At 43.2% G+C, this 23,086-nt stretch carries 17 protein-coding genes; 1 reads left to right on the top strand and 16 read right to left on the bottom strand.

Annotated features, from left to right (window positions below):
• Window positions 1-5: 5 nt before the first annotated feature.
• From BUC20_RS22640 to BUC20_RS22710, 15 genes are all read right to left on the bottom strand, one after another.
• Window positions 6-4,367, bottom strand: a complete 4,362-nt coding sequence (locus BUC20_RS22640) for a CusA/CzcA family heavy metal efflux RND transporter (RefSeq protein ID WP_073233376.1) — start codon at window positions 4,365-4,367, stop codon at window positions 6-8.
• A 97-nt stretch (window positions 4,368-4,464) separates the two neighbouring features.
• A complete protein-coding gene (locus tag BUC20_RS22645; RefSeq protein WP_143166880.1) occupies window positions 4,465-4,839 on the bottom strand; it encodes a hypothetical protein in 375 nt (124 codons plus the stop codon).
• A 54-nt stretch (window positions 4,840-4,893) separates the two neighbouring features.
• Window positions 4,894-5,178 (bottom strand): exonuclease/endonuclease/phosphatase family protein, encoded by a 285-nt coding sequence (locus BUC20_RS22650; RefSeq protein ID WP_143166881.1) that lies wholly within the window; start codon window positions 5,176-5,178, stop codon window positions 4,894-4,896.
• Window positions 5,179-5,187: 9 nt separating this feature from the next.
• Window positions 5,188-6,513, bottom strand: coding sequence for a LamG-like jellyroll fold domain-containing protein (locus BUC20_RS22655; protein WP_073233379.1), 1,326 nt, complete (start codon window positions 6,511-6,513; stop codon window positions 5,188-5,190).
• Between the two features lie 55 nt (window positions 6,514-6,568).
• A complete protein-coding gene (locus tag BUC20_RS22660; protein ID WP_073233380.1) occupies window positions 6,569-7,654 on the bottom strand; it encodes an alkaline phosphatase family protein in 1,086 nt (361 codons plus the stop codon).
• Between the two features lie 68 nt (window positions 7,655-7,722).
• Entirely contained in the window at window positions 7,723-9,033 is a 1,311-nt protein-coding gene (locus BUC20_RS22665) for a DUF5690 family protein (protein WP_073233381.1), read from the bottom strand.
• A gap of 13 nt (window positions 9,034-9,046) precedes the next feature.
• Window positions 9,047-10,279, bottom strand: coding sequence for an NAD(P)/FAD-dependent oxidoreductase (locus tag BUC20_RS22670; RefSeq protein ID WP_073233383.1), 1,233 nt, complete (start codon window positions 10,277-10,279; stop codon window positions 9,047-9,049).
• A gap of 30 nt (window positions 10,280-10,309) precedes the next feature.
• Complete coding sequence (locus tag BUC20_RS22675; RefSeq protein ID WP_234994577.1) at window positions 10,310-11,470, bottom strand: TIGR03364 family FAD-dependent oxidoreductase; 1,161 nt, start codon at window positions 11,468-11,470, stop codon at window positions 10,310-10,312.
• A gap of 4 nt (window positions 11,471-11,474) precedes the next feature.
• Window positions 11,475-12,920, bottom strand: a complete 1,446-nt coding sequence (phnY, locus tag BUC20_RS22680; protein WP_073233385.1) for a phosphonoacetaldehyde dehydrogenase — start codon at window positions 12,918-12,920, stop codon at window positions 11,475-11,477.
• Between the two features lie 56 nt (window positions 12,921-12,976).
• Entirely contained in the window at window positions 12,977-14,218 is a 1,242-nt protein-coding gene (gene phnA / locus BUC20_RS22685) for a phosphonoacetate hydrolase (RefSeq protein WP_084529176.1), read from the bottom strand.
• 117 nt (window positions 14,219-14,335) lie between these two features.
• Window positions 14,336-15,832, bottom strand: a complete 1,497-nt coding sequence (locus tag BUC20_RS22690; protein ID WP_073233387.1) for a SusD/RagB family nutrient-binding outer membrane lipoprotein — start codon at window positions 15,830-15,832, stop codon at window positions 14,336-14,338.
• Between the two features lie 5 nt (window positions 15,833-15,837).
• Window positions 15,838-19,008 (bottom strand): SusC/RagA family TonB-linked outer membrane protein, encoded by a 3,171-nt coding sequence (locus tag BUC20_RS22695; protein ID WP_084529178.1) that lies wholly within the window; start codon window positions 19,006-19,008, stop codon window positions 15,838-15,840.
• Window positions 19,009-19,370: 362 nt separating this feature from the next.
• Window positions 19,371-19,892, bottom strand: coding sequence for a CAP domain-containing protein (locus BUC20_RS22700; protein WP_073234014.1), 522 nt, complete (start codon window positions 19,890-19,892; stop codon window positions 19,371-19,373).
• A gap of 50 nt (window positions 19,893-19,942) precedes the next feature.
• Window positions 19,943-20,722, bottom strand: coding sequence for an Fpg/Nei family DNA glycosylase (locus BUC20_RS22705; protein ID WP_073233389.1), 780 nt, complete (start codon window positions 20,720-20,722; stop codon window positions 19,943-19,945).
• Window positions 20,723-20,781: 59 nt separating this feature from the next.
• Window positions 20,782-21,126 carry a winged helix-turn-helix transcriptional regulator gene (locus BUC20_RS22710; protein WP_073233391.1) on the bottom strand — a complete coding sequence of 115 codons (345 nt, stop codon included), beginning with the start codon at window positions 21,124-21,126 and terminating at the stop codon, window positions 20,782-20,784.
• 181 nt (window positions 21,127-21,307) lie between these two features.
• Between BUC20_RS22710 and BUC20_RS22715 the strand changes: the two genes are divergently transcribed.
• A complete protein-coding gene (locus BUC20_RS22715; RefSeq protein ID WP_073233393.1) occupies window positions 21,308-22,249 on the top strand; it encodes an MBL fold metallo-hydrolase in 942 nt (313 codons plus the stop codon).
• Here BUC20_RS22715 and BUC20_RS22720 read toward each other — a convergent pair.
• Window positions 22,243-23,085, bottom strand: a complete 843-nt coding sequence (locus BUC20_RS22720; RefSeq protein ID WP_073233395.1) for an alpha/beta hydrolase — start codon at window positions 23,083-23,085, stop codon at window positions 22,243-22,245. The two genes, BUC20_RS22715 and BUC20_RS22720, sit on opposite strands and share 7 nt — an antisense overlap.
• Between the last annotated feature and the right edge of the window lies 1 nt (window position 23,086).

Raw genomic sequence — 23,086 nt, forward strand, 5'->3', positions numbered from 1 at the left:
TTTTGTTAATTGCTGGCACTGATTCTTTCGATTTCAAAAGCAGACTCATTGAACTGCTGGACGGTATTAAAATATTCACTACGGATCTGGATACTCTGATTGATCAATATGGCCCAATCCAGGTATCCTATTTCACCGGCATTGAGTTTTTGAGTGGAAGTCCTGATGATGGCTGTTGCGTTTGGCAATAGCTTCTTCTGGTAAGAATCAATCCATTTTTTCTGCTGTTCGTAATTGTAATGTGCTTCCTGCAGGTCTGCATTCAGCTGCTGTCGGGTTGCTTCCAATTCCTGTTGCTTTTGCAGGATCAATACGCTGGAGGCCTTTATTCTGGACTTTTGTGCGCCAAAAAAGAGCGGAATCCCAAGTCCTATGCTGACCGATGAAAACCCTTTACTTCCATTAAAATACTGATCTGTCCCGATCGCATTGGTCTGCCAGCCGATGATACTCGTCCGGTTATAACCGAAGTTGAGAGAAGGCAGGAGTTTACTCTTTTCCAGTTTCATCTCCTGTCTGGACAACAGTATTTGCTGTTCTTTTAGCCTGAACAAGGGATTGCTGACGATTTCTGTTGCGCTTAATGACAATGAACCGTAAACTGCCGCTTCTGGCGAAGGCTCCAGCCTCAAGTGGCTGTTTAACAAAACATTGAACCGGTTTAAAAGCAGGTGGTAATCCTTTTTTAACATTTCCAACTGGTTACTGATCTGTAGTTTTTGATTTTCAGCCATATTCAGTTCCAGTACATCCACATCACCGGCAGTATACCGTTGTTTAGACTTCTCCAGAAATTCAGTATATACCCGGTCTGCTTCCAGTAATAGTTTTTCTTTTTCCTTCAAAACCAATAAACCGTAATAGCTCAGCTTCACCCTTGTCCTGATGTCCAGGCTTTGTTGCTGCAAAGCAATCTCGCTCAGCTGAACATTTGTTTTATTTATAGCCGATTGTCTCGCATATACGGCTGGAAACTCCAGGCTTTGAGCAATCGAAAACTTACGATCATTTGCCAGACTGTTGAATTTCCCATATTCAAAACCCAGGTTTGCTTTTTCGGGATCAAAGCCGGTTTTCGTCAGGGCTTTATGATAGCTGATGTCTGTTGCAGCAGCCTTTAAGGAGAGGTTATTTTTTGTCGCAGTGTCCAATGCAGCAGCCAGGGAAATACGCTCCTGAGCGGATGCATTTCCAAATCCACAGCAAATCACTACAATGGCAGTAATCATTCTTTTTCCTGGTTTGAAATAGTGGAAACCTTTTTCAAAGACAATATATAGCATGGGCAAAACGAATAAAGTTAATAGGGTAGAAACAATCAGGCCTCCAATGACTACGGTTGCCAGTGGCTTTTGTACGGCACCTCCCGCTCCGGTACTGATGGCCATGGGAATGAATCCTAAAGAAGGAACCAGTGCAGTCATGAGCACTGCACGTAGTTTAGATTTGGTGCCATGGACCACAATGCGTTTCACATCATCCCAGCCTTCCTTCTTCAGCCGGTTAAATTCTGAGACCAGCAGGATTCCATTCAGTACTGCAACACCAAATAAAGCAATGAAGCCTACTCCTGCGGAAATACTGAAAGGAAGGTCACGCATCCAAAGTGCCAGGATTCCTCCAATTGCAGAAAGCGGGATAGCTGTATAAATCAGTAAGCCCTGCTTTACAGAATTGAATGCAAAATACAACAACATAAAAATGAGGAAAAGTGCAATCGGTACAACAATGCTCAACCTTGATTTGGCAGCAGTCATGTTTTCAAATGAACCTCCATAAGAAATGGTATAGCCCTTAGACAGATTGAGTTCTTTAGCCGCCTTTCCCTGAAGCTCCTGAACGATAGATTGTACATCTCTGTCTTTCACATTAAAGCCAACGATGATCCTTCGTTTGGTATCTTCTCTCTGGATCTGGTTGACACCTTCTACTTCCTCAATTGAAGCCACCAGGCTGAGTGGAATCTGTGTTCCGTTCCCTGTAGAGATCATCAGGTTTTTAATATCGTCGATATTTTTGCGTGCATTTTCTGCCAGCCTGACTACCATATCGAAGCGTTTTTCACCCTCATAAACCTGTCCGGCTATTTGTCCGGCAAAAGCTGTATTCACGACCCTGTTGATCTCTCCTACATTCAGACCATATTTTGCCATTCCATCCCTGTCATATTTCAGCACCACCTGTGGCATTCCGGTTACCTGTTCCTCATAAATATTGATGGCTCCTTTTACCGTTCCGATGATTCCACCCAAACGATGTGCGTAAGCAGCGAGAGAATCCAGGTCTTCCCCGAAAATCTTACACACAATGTCCTGCCTCGCCCCTGTCATGAGTTCATTAAAGCGCATCTGCACCGGGAATTGAAAACCTACGGTAATGCCGGGCACTGCTTCCAATGCTTTGGTCATCTTCTCACTCAGTTCCGGGAAAGATTTAGCCGAAGTCCATTCCTTCTTGTCCTTCAGGATCACCATCATATCCCCTGCTTCGAATGGCATCGGGTCTGTAGGCACTTCTGCACTTCCAATTTTAGTAACCACCTTTTGCACCTCAGGGAAATCTCTGAGCAGTATTTTTGCAGCCTGTTGTGTGGTCTGGATCGTATTGTTCAGATTACTGCCCGTCAACAGCCTCGTTTCTACCGCAAAATCCCCTTCTTCCAGCTGGGGAATAAACTCGCCCCCCATCCTGCTGAGCACAAACAACGAAATTCCAAATAAGGAAATGGTAACGAATAAAATGGTTTTCGGAAAGCGAAGTAAGCTGCCCAATAAGGGTTGATACTTTCTTTCCAGCCAGATCATCAGTTTATCCGTCAGGTTTTTCTTATGCTGCAGTTTTTTATTCAGGAACAGGGCCGACATCATCGGCACATAGGTGACAGACAGAATAAATGCACCCAGGATCGCAAAAGCAATAGTGAAGGCCATGGGTTTAAACATTTTCCCTTCAATCCCTTCCAGGGAAAGGATCGGCAGGTAAACAATCAGAATGATGATCTGACTGAACACCGCTGATTTGATCATGGAGCCTGTCGACTTACTGACTTCCGTATCCATCTCTTCCTGATTGATCCGGTCTAATTTTCTAAAATGTTTGGAATGTGAAAACCGATGTAAAATTGCTTCTACCACAATCACAGAACCATCTACAATAAGACCAAAATCTATGGCTCCAAGAGACATCAGGTTTCCTCCAACGCCAAATTTATTCATCAGAATAATGGCAAACAGCATGGACAGTGGAATCACCGAGGAAACGATCAATCCTGCCCTCAGGTTGCCTAAAAAGAAGACCAGAACAAAGATCACGATCAGTGCACCTTCCAGTAAATTCGTTTCCACCGTTTGAATAGCATTGTCTACCATTTTTGTACGGTCCAGAAAGGGTTCGACGACCACGCCTTCGGGAAGCATTTTCTGGATTTCGACCATCTTTTCCTTTACCCGCTTCACGACAACAGAAGAGTTCTCGCCTTTGAGCATCATCACTACTGCGCCCGCTACTTCGCCCTGGTCATTGTAAGTCATTGCTCCATACCTGATGGCAGAACCCAACTGCACTGTTGCGACCTGGCTCATCAATACCGGCATGCCGTTGTTTAGTTTTTTAACGACGATTTTCTCAATGTCTTCCCGGGTTTTCGTGAGTCCTTCACTTCTGATGTACAATACGGTAGGTCCTTTTTCAATATAGGCTCCCCCGGTATTTTCATTGTTCTTTTCTAAAGCATCAAAGATATCGGTGATGGTCAGGTTATAGGCTTTCAGCTGCTCCTGTCTGACGGCAATTTCATACTGTTTCAATTTCCCTCCAAAGCTGGAAACCTCTGCCACACCGGGTGTACCCAACAGCTGACGGCGAACAATCCAGTCCTGAATGGTCCGTAGTTCCTGTTCGTCATATTTCCCCTCATATCCCTTGAGCGGGCGAACTACATATTGATAAATTTCTCCTAATCCGGTAGATACCGGTGCCATCTGGGGGGAACCTATTCCCTGAGGAATTTCCTGTTGCACCTGTTGCAAGCGTTCGCTGATTTGCTGCCGGGCCCAGTATACATCTGTTTCTTCATCGAAAACGATGGTCACCAGGGACAGTCCAAAACGGGAAAAGCTCCGGATTTGTTTTAAACCTGAAATACTGCTACAGGCCTGTTCTATGGGAAAGGTAATGAGCCTTTCAATATCCGGCGCACCAAGGGAAGGTGAAACGGTAATCACCTGCACCTGATTATCGGTAATATCAGGGAGGGCATCTATGGGGAGTTTTGTCACTTCGTAAGTACCCCAGCCCATCAGGGCGAGCACAAACAAGCCAACAATCAGCTTATTCTTTACAGAAAAGCCAATGATCTTATTTAGCATAATTGATTATATTAATGAAACCGACAATATCATCCCTGTCTGATCAGGAAAAAATCATCCTGCAGGCAATGGGAAAAAGAAAAATAACTGATATTGATTATGCTCTTGGTGGCTTAAAGAAATCTCCCGGTTCGGGATTGGCATGCAGGTATTTATGAAGGCTCCATTTGTGATTTGGGATCAGAAATGAGCTTGCTTTTTGAATGGTAATTTTTCCGGCTGGAATTGCCAGATGGATGATCGTTGGGCACTCTAACTTCTTAAAGGGCAGCTCCATATCTTCCTTCTGGTCATCATCATCGATGTCCTGACCAAAGTAGTGCATGGCTAAAAAGTCCAGTACCCCAATCCGCTCATCCAGTTCATGGTGCCTTAAAAAATGAGACACCAGCTTTGGCATTTTAAATACTTCTATGAAAGAGGCGTTTAAAATGAAGATGGGGAATAAGATGAACAAGCAAGCTTTTTTCACAAGGCAAATATAACCTTAGCTTTTTAAAAAGCAAGGTATGTTTATGTACGGTCTCTATTCCTGGCTATTCCTTTTCAATTGAAACACGGTCATTAATGCCGCATGATCTGAAGGAAACATCACAGGATGATAATCGATTACCCTGGACTCGATAGGGTCAAGTCCTTTGCCCTTATAATAGATAAAATCAATCCGGTCTCTCAGGCCATATAAATCCGTTGTTGGGGCTGCTCTTACACCCCAGGTAAGTCCGGGGTCTGATAAAGGGTTGACATGCATTTTCCGGTAGCTGTCCGTAAATCCTGCTTTTAACATTTCCAGACTCTCTGGCCATTCCACTACCAGTCCCTAATGACTGGCCTGAGTTGCTGCGGTCCAGTCGAGGTGAGATCCCATGTTAAAATCACCGCCCATAATTACAGGAAAATGATCGGTGTTTTTCAGAAGAGGGCTGATCTTTTTCAGAATTTCTTTTATTTCTGCATGTCTGGTAGGTGCCTCCTCCTTTATCAGCTGCTCCGCATTTTTCTTCTCTTGTCTGATGCTTGCATCCACATCCGGTAAGTAATTCAGCCAGGTATTCAAATAGATCAGCTTTTTATCCGGCCCCAATTTCAAAGTCACTCCCCCAAAATTAGAAGGATGGAATTCCCTGATCGTTTCCAGAATCGGATAGCGGCTGATGATGGAAAGGTTAGCGCTGATCAGGTAAAAATAATAACCTAAGGAATCGGCAATGACCGCTCCTGAGCCATAGGTTTCCACCAGTCCAACGATATCGGCATTGGTAGATTTGATCGTTTCAATCACACGTTCCAGTCCCACTGCCTGCCCATACCGATGTCCTCCATGCCAGATGTTCCAGCTGAAAACCTTTAAATGATCAGGGTAGGGTGTTTCTTCTTTTGTCTTGTCTGGAAAGAATTGCAAATATTGTTTTTCCACTTCTGTGGCCTCCAGGGCCCTGTTCCAGACTTTCAGCTCATCCAAAAAACCGTTAAACGCATTCCATTGGGCATTCGATCCATACTCCCATTTTTCATCAGCACCACCGATCACCGTGGAAAGCTTGCTTTCAAAGCCAGCAAGCCCTGGCGTATTATAAATTGCCACATTCTTTCCGTCCAGGTACATCCAGACTTCATGCTGATCCCGTTTGACGGTAAAAACAATCTGATGCCAGTTACCGTCATTGATCCGCTGCCTTTCGGCGGTAGGCTTGTAGTCCTGGCGCTGCTTACCATCATTTAGGGAGAGTGCCCAGGCTCCGTTTTCCTGCGTATAAATCTGCCAGCCAATGGTGGAGAAGTCGTCCGCAATTTTATTTCCCATCACCGGCCCTCCCATCCTTGCATTAACCAGGGTTTTTACCCAAATCTGGACAGAGAATGAGGTCTTTTCGCTGAATTCAGGCAAGGTTCCTTTGTTCAGTTTAACAGGTCTTCGCAAAATTGCATTTGCAGAAAGGTCCAGTGCTCTTCCACTCAAGCCTTTAGCATACTGTGATTGTTGCAAATCAACGGCATAATAGGCACTGTCTTTGGGCGTGATGTGTTCTTTAAATCCAAACTGATCAAAGTTCAGCTGATACACCGGTTCCTGTGCATTTACAGGATTCTGCCCAAACATTAAGGCTAAAATCAGCACCAGATTTACCCTCATTTTTTGCTTCATTATGCGTTTCATTATTTCCGTATCCTTATCTGATGATTTCAGTATGCTTTCAATTTTATTTCAATATACTTTCAATTTCTGCACCAATCGGATTCGCAGAACTGAATTCAAATCCCAATAGTCCGACCATTGTTTTTGCCAGTTGGTCCTGGTAAATCTGCCCCTCAGTTTTCAACTCACCCAAAGGTTTGATTCCAGGTCCCATTGCAATCAGCCAGGTATCATTGGCGTGTGGAATCCTTGCTCCATGGCTGGTCCATTGAGTTCCTTCTCCCCTGCCATGATCCGGCATGATCATTAAAGTAGTTTTCCCTTTGTAAAAGGGGTCGTTTTGCAGGTCATTCCATAAGCTGGCAATCATGGCATCAATATTTCTTGTGGCATCCAGATAGAAATCATATTTATCTTCATGACCATACTCATCAGTATCCGCAAGATCCAGGTAAAGTACTTTAGGATGTCTGGCCTTAAGATAAGATTTCGCAAGGGCATAAGTTGTGGCATCCAGACGTTCCTCGTTGCCCCATATCTGAGGTTCATAATGCTGGATTTCATTGGCCAGTTTTTCTCCTTCACTGAGATTTTTTGCGATGATGTTCTCGCCCGGGATGTTCACCAGCAAGCCATTTCTATTCCTGTTGATGATCCTGCCAACCGCAGCCCAGGAAGCAAAACTAACCACTTTACCCTTATACCCTTTCTGCTGATCCAGAAATTCCAGGATATTGAGGATCTCATTGTCCGGGTGCCCGTTAGACTTCACTTTAGGATCGGCATAGCCTGTCAGGTTTTCACTGCGGCCGGGGTAAGAGATCCAGTAAGGATTTTTAACATTTACCTTGTTTCCAAGATCCCGGTTCCCATAGATCTGTCCCTTCTTTACAATGGTGGTCCACAGGAAGGGCATCAAGCTGATTCTGCGTTGCTGTACGTCCTCAGACCAATACTTTTTAAACCGTTCTGCGGAATCCTGCGAATTGAATTTTTTATGGAGCAGCAGTTCTTTTTCTGCTCCCTTGAAGACCTCTCCCCACCTCAATCCATCTATAGAGATGATGATCAGGTTTCCATCGTTGGTTTTAGATTGTGCAAAAGCTCCTTGTACTGAGATCAGCGATAGGAAGAATAGTATATATTTCATCTGTGTATTTTTTATGTTTTTAATTGTTTGATGGAACCTACGATGGTGATCCCGGATTCATCTCTCTTTTATTTATTTAATGGCATCCGGTCTAATATTCCGGTAATCGGTCCTTTTACGCCAATCTTACGGTTAAAAAAAAGTGCAGATAAAATCAGGAGTATCAGACAGATGACGGTGAGCAGGTAGCTGAATTGCATCAATACCTTTGCCCAGCTTAAATCCTTCATAAAAAACTCTTTATAAAGTAGTAAGCCAACACTCCCCAGATATCCGGCAGAATCACACATGTATACAAAGAAACCCGCATTGGCTTTGATTTTAAATAAGGCAATCATCCTTTCAAATAAAACCACCTGTATGGGGGTATACGCTAAAAACAAGCCCATTCCAACCAGCAGCATCCACCAAAACGGACTCAATACATGAAGGTGAAACAGTAAGGTACTTCCACCGCTGATCAATAAGCCCAGGGCCACCAGATACTGCGTTCCCCAAAAGCCTTTGATGTTATTACGAATCAGCGACAGGCAACCTATGGCAATCAGGACGATCACTCCTGTAATTGCTTCTGTGAGCGAAAAGACAGTTTTATCCCAATGTGGCGCAATTTCATTCCAGATTTCTACAGAGAAATTATCCCGGAAATCCCTCATCGTGGTGAGCATCGTATAAATCAACCCGATTCCAAGTATCGCCGGGCCATATTCTTTTAAAGCCAGGCGTTTATCAGCAGCCGTCATGGGCAGACGTTCTACCCTCAATAGCTTATCGGTATCATCAGGCTCAGGAATGACAGAGAGCATCCAGACAAACAGGAGGAAAGCGGGTAAAAAGAGCAGGCCCATAACACAAGGCATCCAGAATTCGCTGATAAAAGGAAGCCATTCATGCACCATAAAGTAAATGGTCTTAATGATTCCTGATGATACGATGAGGCTGATGCTCATGCCCATTGCCAGCATCTCTGTAAACCGTCTTCCTTCGAGGTAACTGAATATAATTCCCCAGACCATTCCTAAAGGCAAACCATTCAGAAACAGAAAGACAAAATTATAAGGATAAGGAACCAGGCCAAAGAGCAGCAGTGATACTTCTGCGAAGAGGATCAGGCAGATGATGAGCTTCTTTCTTCCCGAAGCTTTGAGTTCTGAGATCACCTTGATTCCCATAAATTTAGACACCATGTACCCAAATACCTGGGCAATGATCAACACTGCTTTATAATCCAGGTCCCAAAGGCTCATTCCGGAATAAGTACCACTGGTAAAGGGTTTTCTAAAAGCATACATACAGAAATAGGTCCCAAAGGCAGCAATCATGCACCAGATCACAAAGAATACTTTGGAATGGCTCAGTAAATGTTTAAGTCTGTTCATCCTGATGGTTTATCTATCCACTTACTTTTGTTGATCTTGCACGGGCACATCTTTCAAGCCATTCCGGACTGAAAGGGTCAACCTCCCCGAATCGCTGAAGGTCAAAGGCAGAGAAGTCATAAGGGTTCTCCTTACCCGCTGCCAGCTCGGCAAAGGCAAGTCCTACTCCTCCACTTACGGAAATTCCTGCGCCCACACATCCCGTAGCCATCAGCAGATGATTTACTCCCGGAGCTATGCCCATAGACAGGTTGTTATCCGGGGTATATCCTGAAAAACCAGCAACATAATACTTCATTCCGATATCGTAAACTTTAGGAAAGAAACGCGCCAGCCGGTCGATCACTTCTGACAGGTCCTGAACGCCTTTGTCAGGGCTGAAAGAAAAGTCATTGACATCTGAGGGGATGACATCCGCAGAGACACTTAAAGAGTTCCGTTCTCTGATTCCGAAAAGCAGACTCCCCCCTTCCGGACGGGCATAGGCCTGTGCATCCGGCAGCAATACGATGGGTGAGTTGACCGGGAAAATGGCATTCTTTTCTGTGATCCAATACTGGCTTCTGGTAGGTGCCATCGGCAAACTGACGCCTGCCTCACGTGCAAATTTTGGTGCCCATGCACCAGAAGCGACGATGGTTGTTCCTGCGATGATGTCCCCTTCTTTGGTATGAACACCAAGGACATCATTTCCCTCCATGATCAGGTTTGTAGCTTCCAGTCCCTGAATAAATTCTGCGCCCTGTAGTTTCGCACATCTGGAAAAAAAGGTTCCCAGCAGGTAAGGATCACAATAAGCTTCATCAGGCATATAACCAATGCTCAGGGCTTCATCTGTCTTTAGCCATGGCGACATCTGATGTGCTTCTTCCGGAGAAATATAATGAGCGGCCTGATTAAATTCTTCAGCAATGGCCATCAATTCTTTCAGTTCAGCCAATCTTGCTTCGGAGGCGGCCAGGTGAATTACCCCACAAAACTTCATATCCATAGATTCACCAAGGATTTTCTCCATTTCGGCAACCACCTGATACGTTTCGAGAGACAGCGGGATAAAAGATTTTTTAGCTCTGATTTTGGTCACCAATGCTGCAGCATGGCTTGTTGCAGCGTTACAAAGTTCGTTCCGGTCAAGAACGATAATTTTTTGTCCGGGATTATTCCGGGTATAGTAGTAGGCAATGGCACAACCAAAGACACCCCCTCCAATGATGACCACATCGGCCTTCTTAAATTGTTTGTTCATACTCAGTTTGGTTAGTAAAGGTCTTGTTGGTTAATGGTATATTTTTTTAATGCTGGCTTCGGCATAACCTGCCGCGGAGGTCATACCCTTTCCGCCTATTGCCGTTCGGATGTGTATCCTCTCGTCGATATCATATTCTACAATTGGTTTAGTCTTATGCTGCGGGTAAAAACCTGCCCAGCTTTCCGAAATTTTATGAACATCAAAATTCACGATGCGCTGTGCTTCATTGATCATGAGTTGATTCAGTTGATGGTTGATTTTGAAGCCAAGATCATCGGTATGGTTAACCTCAGCATATTCATGAGAATCCCCGATAATAATGGATCCGTCTATCCCCTTTTTAAACAGAATATGGATGCCCCATTTTCTCAGTTCTTCCTGATCTGCCGGATTGCTCAGTTTTTTAAAGGAAAGGCATTCCTGAAAAGATTCATACCTTCTGATGGATAAGCCGGTAAGGATATTTCCTTCGAGCTTCACTTCCGGCATAGGGATGGTTTTCATCATCTGAAGTTTACAAAGGCTGATGCCACTTTCCTTAAACAGGTCGGCAAAAAGCAGTTTAAATTCTCCTCCATTGCAGATCACTACTTTTTCTGCCTGCATGGTTTCCCCGGCAGCGCTAACCATGATTACCCGATCACCGGAAACCTGACATTCCACCACAGCAGTGGCAGGTTTGTAGCTGAGATTCGGATATTTCCGGGTCGCCCAGGAAATCACACGGTGAATCATCTGGTCTGGCTCCACACTAACTTCCTGTGGAAAGAATAGTCCGCCTTTGCAATATTCCTTTTTCAGGGAAGGATATTTAGCCAGGCAGTCTGTAGCTGACAACAATAAGGATGGATAATCTGCTTCATCCATTTTTGTTTTCAGCTCCAGAATCAGTTGTAATTCTTCCTGATCTGATGGGATATAAAGTGTTCCGTTATTACGGACACTGATGTCAGACTCCTGCTGAATTTCCTTATAAAGCTCAGTGGCTCGTAAAGCGTAGGGAAACCAATCGGAAGCCATCCCCGAAGGCACAACCTGACCAAAATTTCTGACCGTAGCATTCACAGGATACTGATCTTTTTCAGTCAGCAGCACCTTTTTCCCCATACGGGCAGCATGTATTGCGTGAAAGGTCCCGAGCACGCCGGAGCCTACCACTATTAAATCATACATTGGTGTTTTCATCATCTTTTTACCAGGGCATAGAAAATGTTTTCACATAGGAGAAGCATTTGATCGCTTCCACCACTCCTTCTTTGATGCCAAGTCCTGAATCTTTGATTCCGCCAAATGGAGAATTTTCTATCCGGTAACCAGGCACTTCATTAATGTTTACTGTTCCTACTTTCAGTTCTTTCACAAAACGGATGGCATGGTCCATATTATTGGTCACCACACCTGATGACAGTCCGAAAGCAGTGGAATTAGATAAAGCAATCGCATCGTCAATATCACTGAAAGTCAGGATTGGAGCTAAAGGTCCAAAGGACTCCTGAACTACCATCTGTGTAGTTCTTGGCACATCGACAATGACTGTTGGCTCCAGTAATGCACCATTCCGTTTGCCACCAAACAGGACTTTTGCCCCTTCAGCAACGGCTTTGGCTACCACCTCTTCCAGATAAATGGCCGAAGCTTCGTCGATCACTGTCCCCACCCTGGTTTCAGGGTCTGCGGGATCTCCGCAGAGGTATTCTTTTGTTTTTTCTACAAAACGTTTTGTAAATGTTTCGGCAATGCTTTCCTGAACCAGGATTCGCTTCACTGCTGTGCAGCGCTGACCGGAATTGCGATAGGCGCCTTCCGCTGCGAGGGTAACTGCAAGTTCAAGATCTGCATCCTCCAGGATGATCAGGGGATCATTGCCACCCAGTTCCAGGATTACTTTTTTATAACCTGCGGTAGCTGCGATTCTTTTTCCTACAGCAACACTTCCTGTAAAGGATATCAGATCTACTTCCGGTGCCTGAACCAGTACTTCGGCTACTTCTTTTGTTTCTCCAAGCAATACACTCAGCATGTATTCCGGCAAACCTGCTTCGTATAACAATTCCACAAACCGGATCGCCGTTAAAGGTGTTTTTTCGGAAGGTTTTAAGATCACCGGAGTTCCGGCAGCTAAAGCCGGAGCTATTTTATGTGCCACCTGGTTTAGCGGATGATTAAAGGGGGTAATGGCCACTGCAAGTTTTAAAGGCTCACGGAGCGTGAATATCTTACGTTGTTTTCCATTCGGGGAGATGTCGCAGGAGTAAATTTGTCCATCATCTTTCAGGCATTCTATGGATGCAAATAACAATACATCATGTGCTCTTCCGATTTCATAATGGGCTTCCCTGATACACAAGCCCGATTCCGCAGTAATCAGTTGGGCAAAAGCCTCCTTTCTTTGCAACAGTAATACCCTTGCACCATCCAGAATGCGATACCTTTCATAGCGGCTCAAGACCACTCCGCCCCTTAAAGCAGTAGTGATTGCATTCCGCGTGTCTGACTCGCCGGCCATTTCGACTGTGCCGACCAACCGTCCGTCATATGGGCTATGTACCGCCAGTTGCTTTTGGGAAGAAACCGGTTTGGCCGCAACAAGGGAGGCTAACTTAATTATATTTTCAGTGGCAGTTAATTCTTCTTTCATGTGCTTAATTTAAAAATGTATTACAGCCCACCCTGCAATTTGTATCCGCTAAAAAATTAATGAGTACCATTTACGGTAAAGTCAAATACATCGAAATTACGGGGATCACCCTGTGCTCTCATTTTGTATTTCGCATTGAGGCGATGAGAAATCACCAGCGGGACCATTTCTTCGTACCTTCCACCATGAGAACGCAATGTTCCATCCAGGGCTTTCAGATCATGATCAGCAGGAGTTTTTCCAACCACCACATCACGTGCAGATAAAACAAAAAGATCACCGGTTCTGTCTGCAGGTTGTTCCAGCAAACGGCAACCTTTTTCTTTGTTGTATACTTCTGTGATACCAGGTTGTGCTGCAAGCCATTGCTCTACTTCATCAATATTTGAATCATTATTGACGTATACCAAAACATAGGAACCCAGGGCACCATGGTGTTTCACATAAGGATCCGTAATCGGGCAGATCACACGGAAACCAGGGCCAAATTGTGTGGTAAGCATGCTTTCAATAAACAAGACATTTGGTGATCCATCCGCTTTTACTTTGGCATTCATTCCATGATCAGCCGTAGCACCAATGACCGCACCCATTTCCAGCATTTTGCCCAGCTCCACATCCTGTGCTTCATAAAAAGCCAGGGACTCTTCTGTATCCGGGGCATAGGTATGCTGCATATAATCGGTCAGCGACAGGTATAAGAAATCGGCCATACCATTTTTAATCAATGCCACACCTGCACGCAACACGAATAAACTGGCTTCAGCACTATAAATGGCCGGAGTTTTATGTCCGATTATGGTTTCCGCATTTTCGATACCATGCGTTTCCAGTTTAGCCTGATCCGCTTTTTCCGCAGAAAAAGCAATCCCTTTCAACTGATAAGAAAGAATATCGCGCAATTTTTCTTTGGCTGTTACTACTGCTACTTTACGACCGGCATTTGCTGCTGCTGCCAATAAAGTTTCTGTTCTCAGATATTCGGATGAATTCATCATCACTTCCTGATCCTTTTTTACATCATAAAAGAAGTTTCCACAAATTCCATGGACCGCCGGACTAACCCCGGTAACGATCGAAGAATTGTTGACATTGGTAAAAGAAGGTAAAGCACCACGGACCATTCCTCTGTAACCTTGTAACACCATTTTTTTAAGGTTCGGCATCCGGTCATGGGCCATGGTCATATCCAGATATTCATCTGCAGAACCGTCCATACAGATTACGACAATTGGTTTTGCCGGTGGGTTATAATCTATACCGTTGACTGAAAAAGGAGTTGTTGAGATATTGTTCATTTCTATTTTATTTTATACTGATGATTATATTTTAATTTACGATTATAGTTTCATTAAATAAGGGAAGGACCGTGACCAAACGGCCCTAACCCAAACGTACTAACCTAACTTAACTTTTTATTTTAACAGCCACATGATCTGATCTCTGTCGTCTATTTCAGTTCCAAACTGAGCACGTAAAGCAGCCCTGTAGCTTTCTGTATTTTCTGTGTTTTCGGCAGATGGGTAAGCCCACCTTACCGGAAGTTTGGTGACACTATTCACTCCTGAAAATTTAAATTCAGGTACTCCTGTACGTCGCTGCTGGAACCATGCTTCAGCTCCCGAATTTTCCGCCAGGGAAAGATACATTTGCTCATGAATGCGTTTCAATCCATCCGCACCTCCGATATAGGGCGCCTTGGTTGTGAGGTAGTCTCCAATCGGCGCATTGTAAAAGGCCATAGATGCCGTTACTCCATTGTCATAATGTGTCTTTGCATTCTCCGTGATCCAGCCTCTTTGTGCGGCTTCAGCAATATTCAACTCCTGCTCTGAGTAGCCCAGTAAAATAGAAGGCTGCCCTACGAAATTCCAAAATCTCTTCTCATTGGGTTTGGAAAGTTCTCCATTGTTTTTCCTGAGGTTGTTTGCAATCGCGGTAACTGCCGCACTGGCCCCGGCATAAGAAGCAAAGTCGGCTCTTACGGCAGTTTCATTTGTCGGGTTTGCCGCCAGCGCATTCGGTGTAGGATCGGCTACGATTTGCAATCTAGGATCAAGGTATTTTTTAAGCAGATCAATGTAAGTATCTACATATAAAACCCCCTCTCTTAAAATACCGGAATTTGGATTGTATGTTCCTCTGAATCCATCCTCATCCCTATGGACAAGCTGCATATTATCGCTTAAGCTGCCAAATAAAGGATATTTCGCCGGATTTTGAATGATATTCTGAAAGCGGCCTTTTACATTAAGGTCAGCATCACCTTCTTTTTTACTCAAAAGAATGAGCATCCTGAGGGTATAGGCATTAATTGCTTTTTGCCATTTTTTAAGATCCCCGTTAAAATAAATGTCTCCATCAACCGAAGCTCCCGGAGTTGCTGCAATATAGGCGGAAAGCTCACTATTAGATTCGTCCAGCCATTTTAAGCACTGAATAAACACCGACTTTTGCGGATCGTATTTGGGCTTTGGAAATTTCTCCCCCTGCATCGCTTCTGATAATGGAATGTCTCCCATCTGCCTGGTCATGGTGCTGTAGTAATAGGCTTTTAAAAATTTAGCAAGGATCACATAAACAGGTGTGTTTGCCTTTCCTGCTTCCCCGATCATTTTTTCTATATTTCTCAAAGGACTATTTGCAGCTTCCTTGGCTCCATAATAGAAAGTTCCTCCTCCATATTTATAATTTAATGGACTGGAATCTGCGGTTGCGAAAGTATGGTACTGCGGATTCTGATAAGCATCTGAAAACGCACTTACCGGAGCCGGAGTTACCCCACTAAACAATAAACTTGGAGCCACAGAAGATGGGTTATTCGGATTTTCTCTTAACTCATCATATTTTAAACAACTGCTTGTCGTTACCGCCAGTAACCATAGACAAAGCACTTTATGCATAGTTTTCATTTGTATTAAAATTTAAGGTTGATATTGAAACCATATGTTCTTTGCGCAGGCTGCTGCAGGTCGGTATCACCGGTAGTCATGCTGTAAGTATCCAGGTCACCAAAAGTTTTATCTTTGGTCCAGTAATACAAATTGCGGCCTACCAGGGATAATGAAGCCCCTCTTAGAAATTTATTTTTCAGGAATGTCGCAGGAACATTATAGGTCAGTATTACTTCTCTTAACTTGATAAAGGTTTTATCAATCACATTATTTTGCCATGCTGCTTTATATTCTTTCGCCCAGGTTTGATAATCAACTTTATAATCATTTGGAGCAAACACTCTCGTATCTGAAAGCATATTTCCATCTGGATCATATTTCGCCTCTCCGCTTACAATTTTCAGCCCTGAGATGAGCATTGTTTTAGGATCAGTCCCATTCGCATAAGCAATGTTCGAGAGTTCTCTTTCGGGTCCAATGGCATCAGGATGAGAACCAGATCTCCAAAGATCTCTTTCAAATCTATCGTAGGTAATCCCACCAAATCTGCCGTCCACTAAAAAGGAAAGCGAGATATTTTTATAGCTGAATGTATTGTTCATACTCACAGAGAAACTGGTTTTTTGATTTCCTATATTCACATCATAATCGGTAACTCTAGGTAATCCATCATCATTCATAATCAATTGTCCATCCGGAGATTTTTCCCATTCCGAATACCAATAATTATCCAGACGGCCGCCAACAGGCGTTCTTCCTTCTTTTAATTGCGGGGTTCCGTCGGCAAGTGGTGGCAATGATTTCAGGTAATCTTTACCTCCGTCCACGTTGATCAGCGCTAACCAGGAGAAGTTGTCCGTTCTAACAGGGGTGGCATTGACAGAGAAATCATAACCTCTCCTTTGTGTTGTTCTTCCATTCAACCTGATTCCGGTATAACCTGAGGTTTGAGAAAAGATCTGCGTAAAGATCTGAGGGCCATAAGTATTGCGGTAATAAGAGAAGTCAAAACCTAATCTATCGTCCAGAAATCTCGCTTCCACTCCATATTCATAGGTAGTGTTGAACTCTGGTTTCAGGTTTGGATTGTCAATGATACTCGGATAGGAAGCAATAGGCAGATTTCTGTTCCGGGTACCAGTAGCATAAGAATTCACGGCATTATAGACATCGTAATCATCATCATCTTCACCAATCTTATCACTCCCCACTTTCGCGTAAGCAGCCCTTACTTTCAGAAAATTAATCGCTTTCGGTAAATGAAGCATATCACTAACCACTGCACTTAAAGACAAGGAAGGATAAAAGAAAGTAGAATTTTTCGCGGGTAAAGTTGAAGATTTGTCCACCCTTCCGGTCATCCCCAGGAAGATCCTGTTTTTATAGGCCAGATCAATAGAGGAATAAGCACTGTAAATTCCTTTTTCGTCCTTATAGCTTTTAGGTAAAATCTTCTCTGCAGAATTGTCCAGTTTAAAGATTCCGGGAACAATTAGTTTACTTGTAGCGGCATGTGCCTCTCTATTGCTTTTATAGAGTTGGTTTCCGCCCAGTGTTGCATTAATGTTTAAGTTATCACTAAAAAAGTTATCATGGTATTTAATGAGGAAGTCCGTATTTGACTCCAGCATTCCAAAATCATTGTGTCTGTATCTGCCACCACGATCGGAGATATCATAGTCATAAATATCCATAGAGATCTCTTCATCTTTGATCAATGAATAAGTATTTAAGCTGGTCCTGACATGGGCATCAAATTTATCATTGATTTTATAATTAAATTTTACGAATCCCAGGACGTCATTTTTAGTATAAGGTCTTTTCCATTCGTTGGCCAGCATATATGGATTGTTGTACCTCCAGTTCTCAACAAAGCGTTGTTTAATCCCTTCTTTGCCCGGAACCCAATAATCTTTAAAATCCCTGATGTCAAAATGAGCGCCACCCCAGATGCTCAGGTTATAGATAGGAGAATGCGGCCCGTAATTATTTCTGGGCAGGTTACTCGCATACTCATAAGTATGTTGCAATGATCCGTCCACCGATAACTTATCTGATAATTTCAAATTCCCATTTAACCGGAAGGTATTGATGTTCAATTTGGCACCAGGTACGGATGCTTTTGAATATTTATAAGTATCAGACAGTGTGACTCCACCACTTTCACCTCTGCTTTGCACTGAGAAGTTAGTGGAGCTGACCAGTCCGGTTTCCATAAAATTACCCAGGTTATCTTCTCCTCTGGACAGCCATGGTGTAGGGATTCTTTTTCCTGTTGAAGCATCAATAGGAGAATCATACTGAGGCAATAAGCGGCCATCAAACTTAGGCCCCCAGACAGAATAATCGAAGTCATTTACTCCACCACCACCAGGACCACCGGTGCCAAAAGCATACTTACCTGCATCACCCGGACCATATTGTGTTTGCGCCTTAGGGATTCTGATGAATCCACCCTGAAAAGTGGTAGAAGAATTAACCGACATGGTGGTTCCATTAGCGGCATTGCTGCTGCTTTTGAGACTGATTTGCACCGCACCATTCAATCCTAAGGAACCATATAAAGCAGAAGCTGCGGCTCCTTTTAAAACCGAAATGTTTTCAATATCATCAGAGCTGATATTCCACATATCTGTGGTGGTGCTTGGTACACCATCGATCACGATTAAAGGTTTTTTCCCCCTTAAATACAATTTGGGATCAGAAAAGAAATCACTGCTATTGGTTACCGTAAGGCCGGCGACTTTCCCTGTCAGAGACTCCACCACATTTGGGGAAATTGCTTTCTGTAAAGCATCTCCTTTCACTTCCTGAATCGCATAACCCAATCGCTTTTTTTCTTTTTTAATTCCCAGGGCTGTAACCACCACTTCATTTAAGTTGGCCTGGTCAGGTTCCAGCTTCACATTGACCTGGGCTTGTGTGCCAGGAGTAATCTCTTTTGGCTGATAGCCGATAAAACTAAATACTAAGGTTGCATTGGCCGGTACTACCAAACTAAATTTCCCGTCGGTATTGGTGGTTCCCCCGCCACTTTTACCTTTTATCCTGATAGATACCCCAGGCATGGGTTGGTTGTTTTCATCGGTCACCGTTCCGGTAACGGTGCTTTGTGCGTAAGTCGCGCTCAAAGCCAGCAGCCAGACTAACATGGCCAGCAAGCATGCTCTTTTTACTGTGTAGAAAGTTTTCATATGTTCAAAAGTTTAATTTGGCTAGACTTATGTTTAGTATTTATACAAATATAAAAGAGTTATTGTAAAAACAATGTTAAGTAATGCTAAACTTTTAAAATATAATTTTGGATAAGAATTTACACAGAAATCATTCAATCAATTGAAAAATAGTTAATTGCACAATTAAAAACACAAAACGTGTGCTAACAAAAAAGAAATACTAATTTTATATTTAGTATTTATATACAAATAAATATTTAGAAGCATATAAAAACCCCATTCATTTATCTTTTCTTCAAAGATTGCACGAACGGGGTTATTTTTATAAACCAGTGAGGTATTCCTATAAGTGATTATTCCTGCAAAAGGAAGCTTGGGGATTACAATTTAGCGGCCAGATCCATTGTCCAGGAATTATTTACCCGGGCAACACCTATTTCTTTTGCACGCACATCCATAATGTTCTTGCAATGCCCCTGACTGGTCAGCCAGTAAGCGACCACCTTTTGTTCATCCGTATTGATCATGGCTATATTTTCCGCATAAAACCGATAAGTATAACCTGCCGCTTTTATGCGGTCGCCAGGTGATTTCCCATCACTGCTCTTGTGGTCAAAGAAATTATTCTTTACCATATCTTCTGTATGTAGTTTTGCTGCAAGCGCAAGCTGATCATTCCAGGTCAAGGCAGGGACAGGAGGCATCTTTTCTCCACTACAATCACATCCTGTTACCCTAACTGCATTCACAGCCTGTAACATCAGTGTATTATTCAGGTTTGTACCAACAGGATCTTTCGCCGGATTGGAGGGATTTCCTTCCTCAGTGGAAGAATTGGATTTCTTGCAGTTTGAAAAAACGCAAACCAGTATGAACAGTGGAACAAACAGTAATTTTTTCATGGCAGTCTTCATCCCACAAAAACGCTGCCCTTTATCATTAATTGCCCGGATCAGCTAAAAAGTTCCTGTTCTTCTGTATAATACGTCTTTCTTGCGCCTGTTTTTTGGATGATAATTTCTGCACCTGTGGGGCTTTCAGGATGTTTCTGCGTATGAACTTTAAGGAAATCCCTGAACTCACCTGTAATGCTTCCCGGATGCACTTTTCTGATCTGCGCGATCGCATCCTTCAATACCTCATTTATCGCCTGATGTAAGTCTTTCAATTTCTTCTCAGGGATTTTTCCTGCAATTGAAAAGGGAGAAATACCAGCTTTCCATAAGATCTCATCTGCATAAGCATTTCCAATTCCCCGAATCTTGTTTTGATCTAATAGGATCGCCTTTACCCCCGCCTTTTTTCCTTTGAACGCTTTGCTAATGAAATCTACGTTCAGGCTTTTATCCAGGGCATCCGGAGCTTCGGCAGCGGAAGGATTTAAAGTTGGTGTTGCAATCTTTTGAAAATCAGACATCACCAGTCCTGTTCCACCTTCAAAAAAGAGTTCAATGACGGGAGATTTGATCACATGGCTTTCTTCAAAAAAATGAAGCTGTCCACGCAGCATGAGGTGCAAGGCCAATACATCTCCTTTTTCAAAATTGAAATGTAGTTCCTTACCCGAACGGCTCACTGATTTGAGTTTCTGTCCTGAGAGCACAGCTCTGAGTTCATCACCGGAAACGTTTAACTTTTTATCATAAGGTATTTGTACAGTACTCAGTTTTTTTCCTGCGAGGCGCTCATCAAGGTTTGTGCTGAAGACTTCTAAATCTGGTAATTCCGGCATAGTCTAAAGGTTAATGTGGGAATACAACAATCAAATGGATTTAAAGTTTTGATCGTTACTTACTCCAGCAGATCAATCACCAGTTCTTTATTTTCATCGCCCCATTTTTCCATTGAACGGACCACAGGGAGTAATGATTCTCCGAACTCCGTCAGAAAGTATTCTACTCTGGGGGGCAATTCTGCATATATGACACGGCGGACGATCTTGTGTTCTTCCAATTCTTTTAATTGCTGATTCAATACTCTTCTGCTTGCATCCGGATTCTGCTTTTGTAATTCTCCCGGTCTTCTCAGCCCGCTGTTGATGTTATAAATCAAACAGCTTTTCCATTTACCTCCGATAACCTCCATGATCACAGCTATCCCACAGTCTAGTTTTTTTGGAATTTTCCTCTCGTACATAAGCCTAATTTTACTGGTTCAAAAATACAAATTATTCTTTCCATGAAACCCGGATCAGCCAATTGGGGTAAATTTCCCCCTATATGATTCGTAAGTACGTACTTGTAAGAAATCTGGCCCAGCTCTAGTTTTGCAGCACATTCATTTCCCGGATGTCCATTTATTTTTTTAAACAAAACATATGAAACACTTACTTAAAAGCCTGCTCATTGCACTGCTGTTTAGTCAGACACTAATGGCACAAACGATCAAAAAAGCGGAAAAAGCACAGGCAGGTTATTACCGGATGAAATTTGGAGATTATCAAATCATAGCTTTATCAGATGGAACACTTCCACTCCCTGCTGAGGATATCCTGCTGAACATTTCGAAAGAGCAGATCAGCAAATTAATGGCTAAAAACTATGTCCGCAAAAACGAGGCATCCGTCAATGCCTATCTTATTGATACGGGTTCAAAACTCATTCTTGTTGATGCGGGAACCAGTGAGCTTTATGGACCATCATTAGGTTTCCTTCCCAATAGTATCCGCGCTGCCGGCTATCAGCCTGAGGACATTGATGCGGTCCTGATTACCCATATCCATACCGATCATACCGGCGGACTGATGGATGGGAATAAAATGGTTTTCCCCAACGCCAAAATTTACATCAGTAAACCTGAAGTGGATTTCTGGCTGGGGAAAGGTCAGAAGGAAAAAGCAGCAAAAAGGCTGGCTCCCTATTTTGATGAAGCCCAGCTAAAAGTAGGCCCTTATCTGAAAGCGGGTAAAGTGGTTACTTTTAATTACGACAAGGACCTCTTCCCTGGGATAAAACCAATAGCCACACCAGGTCATACTCCAGGCCACAGCTTCTTTTTGTTAGAGAACAAAGGAGAAAAAATGATGTTTTGGGGAGATATCATGCATGTTGCTGAAGTCCAGTTTCCAAACCCGGAAGTTGCCATTACTTTTGACATAGATCCGGTAGCGGCAGTAGCACAGCGCAAAAAAGCATTTGCAGAAGCTGCTGAACAAGGATACTGGATTGCCAGCGACCATATCTCCTTTCCTGGAATAGGACATATCTGGTCAGCAGGCAGTGGATATGTATTGATTCCAATTCCTTATCAATATCAGTAATCTGCATCAGAAGGCAGCATTGCCTGTTTAAAATAAACAAAATGATGCTGAATAGATTTGCTCCAATATTCAGTGTTATGATCGCCAGGCTGAGAAAGGAAGGTAACAGGAATATTCAGACTGTCTGCAACAGATTTTAACTGTGTCGTGTTTTTATACAGGATATCTGCTGTTCCGCAGTCAAAAATAAAGGGCCGTTTAAATTCGGAATGTTTCTTCAGCAGATCAACAATACTAAAGGCATTCCAACTTGTCTTTTCAGGATCTCCGATCACTCTTCTAAGGTCGTCAGTTAAGCGGTCATTTGACCAGAACTGGCGACTTACCTTCTGGTAAAAAGAGTAGTCCGGATATAGGGCACCACTGGTAGAACCTGCAGTATTGAAGTAGTCCGGATGCTGTATAAAATACCGGAGTGCACCATAGCCTCCCATACTCAGACCACTGATGAAGATGTTCTTCCGGTCTATATTAAAGGAATCATGAATTAATGGCACCAGGTCTTTAAAGAAAAAATCTTCATATTGAGAATGGGCATCACCGGGGCTATTCAGGTAATAAGATACAAAACCATCAGGGCATACAATGATCATCTGGTATTGATTGGCCATCTCCTGAACATCAATTGTATTTGACCATTGCTGATAATTCTCACTGTAACCATGAAGCAGGTAAACCAGGGGAACCAGTTTTTTTGCATTATAATTATCGGGTTTAAATACCAACACCGGAACCGGCTGATTTAAATATTTTGTTTTTACCATCAATTGCTGGCTGGCATTTAGCTCGGTTGTGATCATCAGAAAAAAGAATAGGTATGTCAGTAAACTCTTCATT

It is taken from the genome of Pedobacter caeni, assembly GCF_900129215.1.
Classification (GTDB): Bacteria; Bacteroidota; Bacteroidia; order Sphingobacteriales; family Sphingobacteriaceae; genus Pedobacter; species Pedobacter caeni.

Excerpts from the sequence above, each read along its gene's own strand:
- BUC20_RS22640 (WP_073233376.1), bottom strand. The coding sequence starts at position 4,367 with ATGCTAAATAAGATCATTGGCTTTTCTGTAAAGAATAAGCTGATTGTT.
- BUC20_RS22655 (WP_073233379.1), bottom strand. The coding sequence starts at position 6,513 with ATGAAGCAAAAAATGAGGGTAAATCTGGTGCTGATTTTAGCCTTAATG.
- BUC20_RS22660 (WP_073233380.1), bottom strand. The coding sequence starts at position 7,654 with ATGAAATATATACTATTCTTCCTATCGCTGATCTCAGTACAAGGAGCT.
- BUC20_RS22665 (WP_073233381.1), bottom strand. The coding sequence starts at position 9,033 with ATGAACAGACTTAAACATTTACTGAGCCATTCCAAAGTATTCTTTGTG.
- BUC20_RS22670 (WP_073233383.1), bottom strand. The coding sequence starts at position 10,279 with ATGAACAAACAATTTAAGAAGGCCGATGTGGTCATCATTGGAGGGGGT.
- BUC20_RS22675 (WP_234994577.1), bottom strand. The coding sequence starts at position 11,470 with ATGATGAAAACACCAATGTATGATTTAATAGTGGTAGGCTCCGGCGTG.
- phnY (WP_073233385.1), bottom strand. The coding sequence starts at position 12,920 with ATGAAAGAAGAATTAACTGCCACTGAAAATATAATTAAGTTAGCCTCC.
- phnA (WP_084529176.1), bottom strand. The coding sequence starts at position 14,218 with ATGAACAATATCTCAACAACTCCTTTTTCAGTCAACGGTATAGATTAT.
- BUC20_RS22690 (WP_073233387.1), bottom strand. The coding sequence starts at position 15,832 with ATGAAAACTATGCATAAAGTGCTTTGTCTATGGTTACTGGCGGTAACG.
- BUC20_RS22695 (WP_084529178.1), bottom strand. The coding sequence starts at position 19,008 with ATGAAAACTTTCTACACAGTAAAAAGAGCATGCTTGCTGGCCATGTTA.
- BUC20_RS22700 (WP_073234014.1), bottom strand. The coding sequence starts at position 19,892 with ATGAAAAAATTACTGTTTGTTCCACTGTTCATACTGGTTTGCGTTTTT.
- BUC20_RS22705 (WP_073233389.1), bottom strand. The coding sequence starts at position 20,722 with ATGCCGGAATTACCAGATTTAGAAGTCTTCAGCACAAACCTTGATGAG.
- BUC20_RS22710 (WP_073233391.1), bottom strand. The coding sequence starts at position 21,126 with ATGTACGAGAGGAAAATTCCAAAAAAACTAGACTGTGGGATAGCTGTG.
- BUC20_RS22715 (WP_073233393.1), top strand. The coding sequence starts at position 21,308 with ATGAAACACTTACTTAAAAGCCTGCTCATTGCACTGCTGTTTAGTCAG.
- BUC20_RS22720 (WP_073233395.1), bottom strand. The coding sequence starts at position 23,085 with ATGAAGAGTTTACTGACATACCTATTCTTTTTTCTGATGATCACAACC.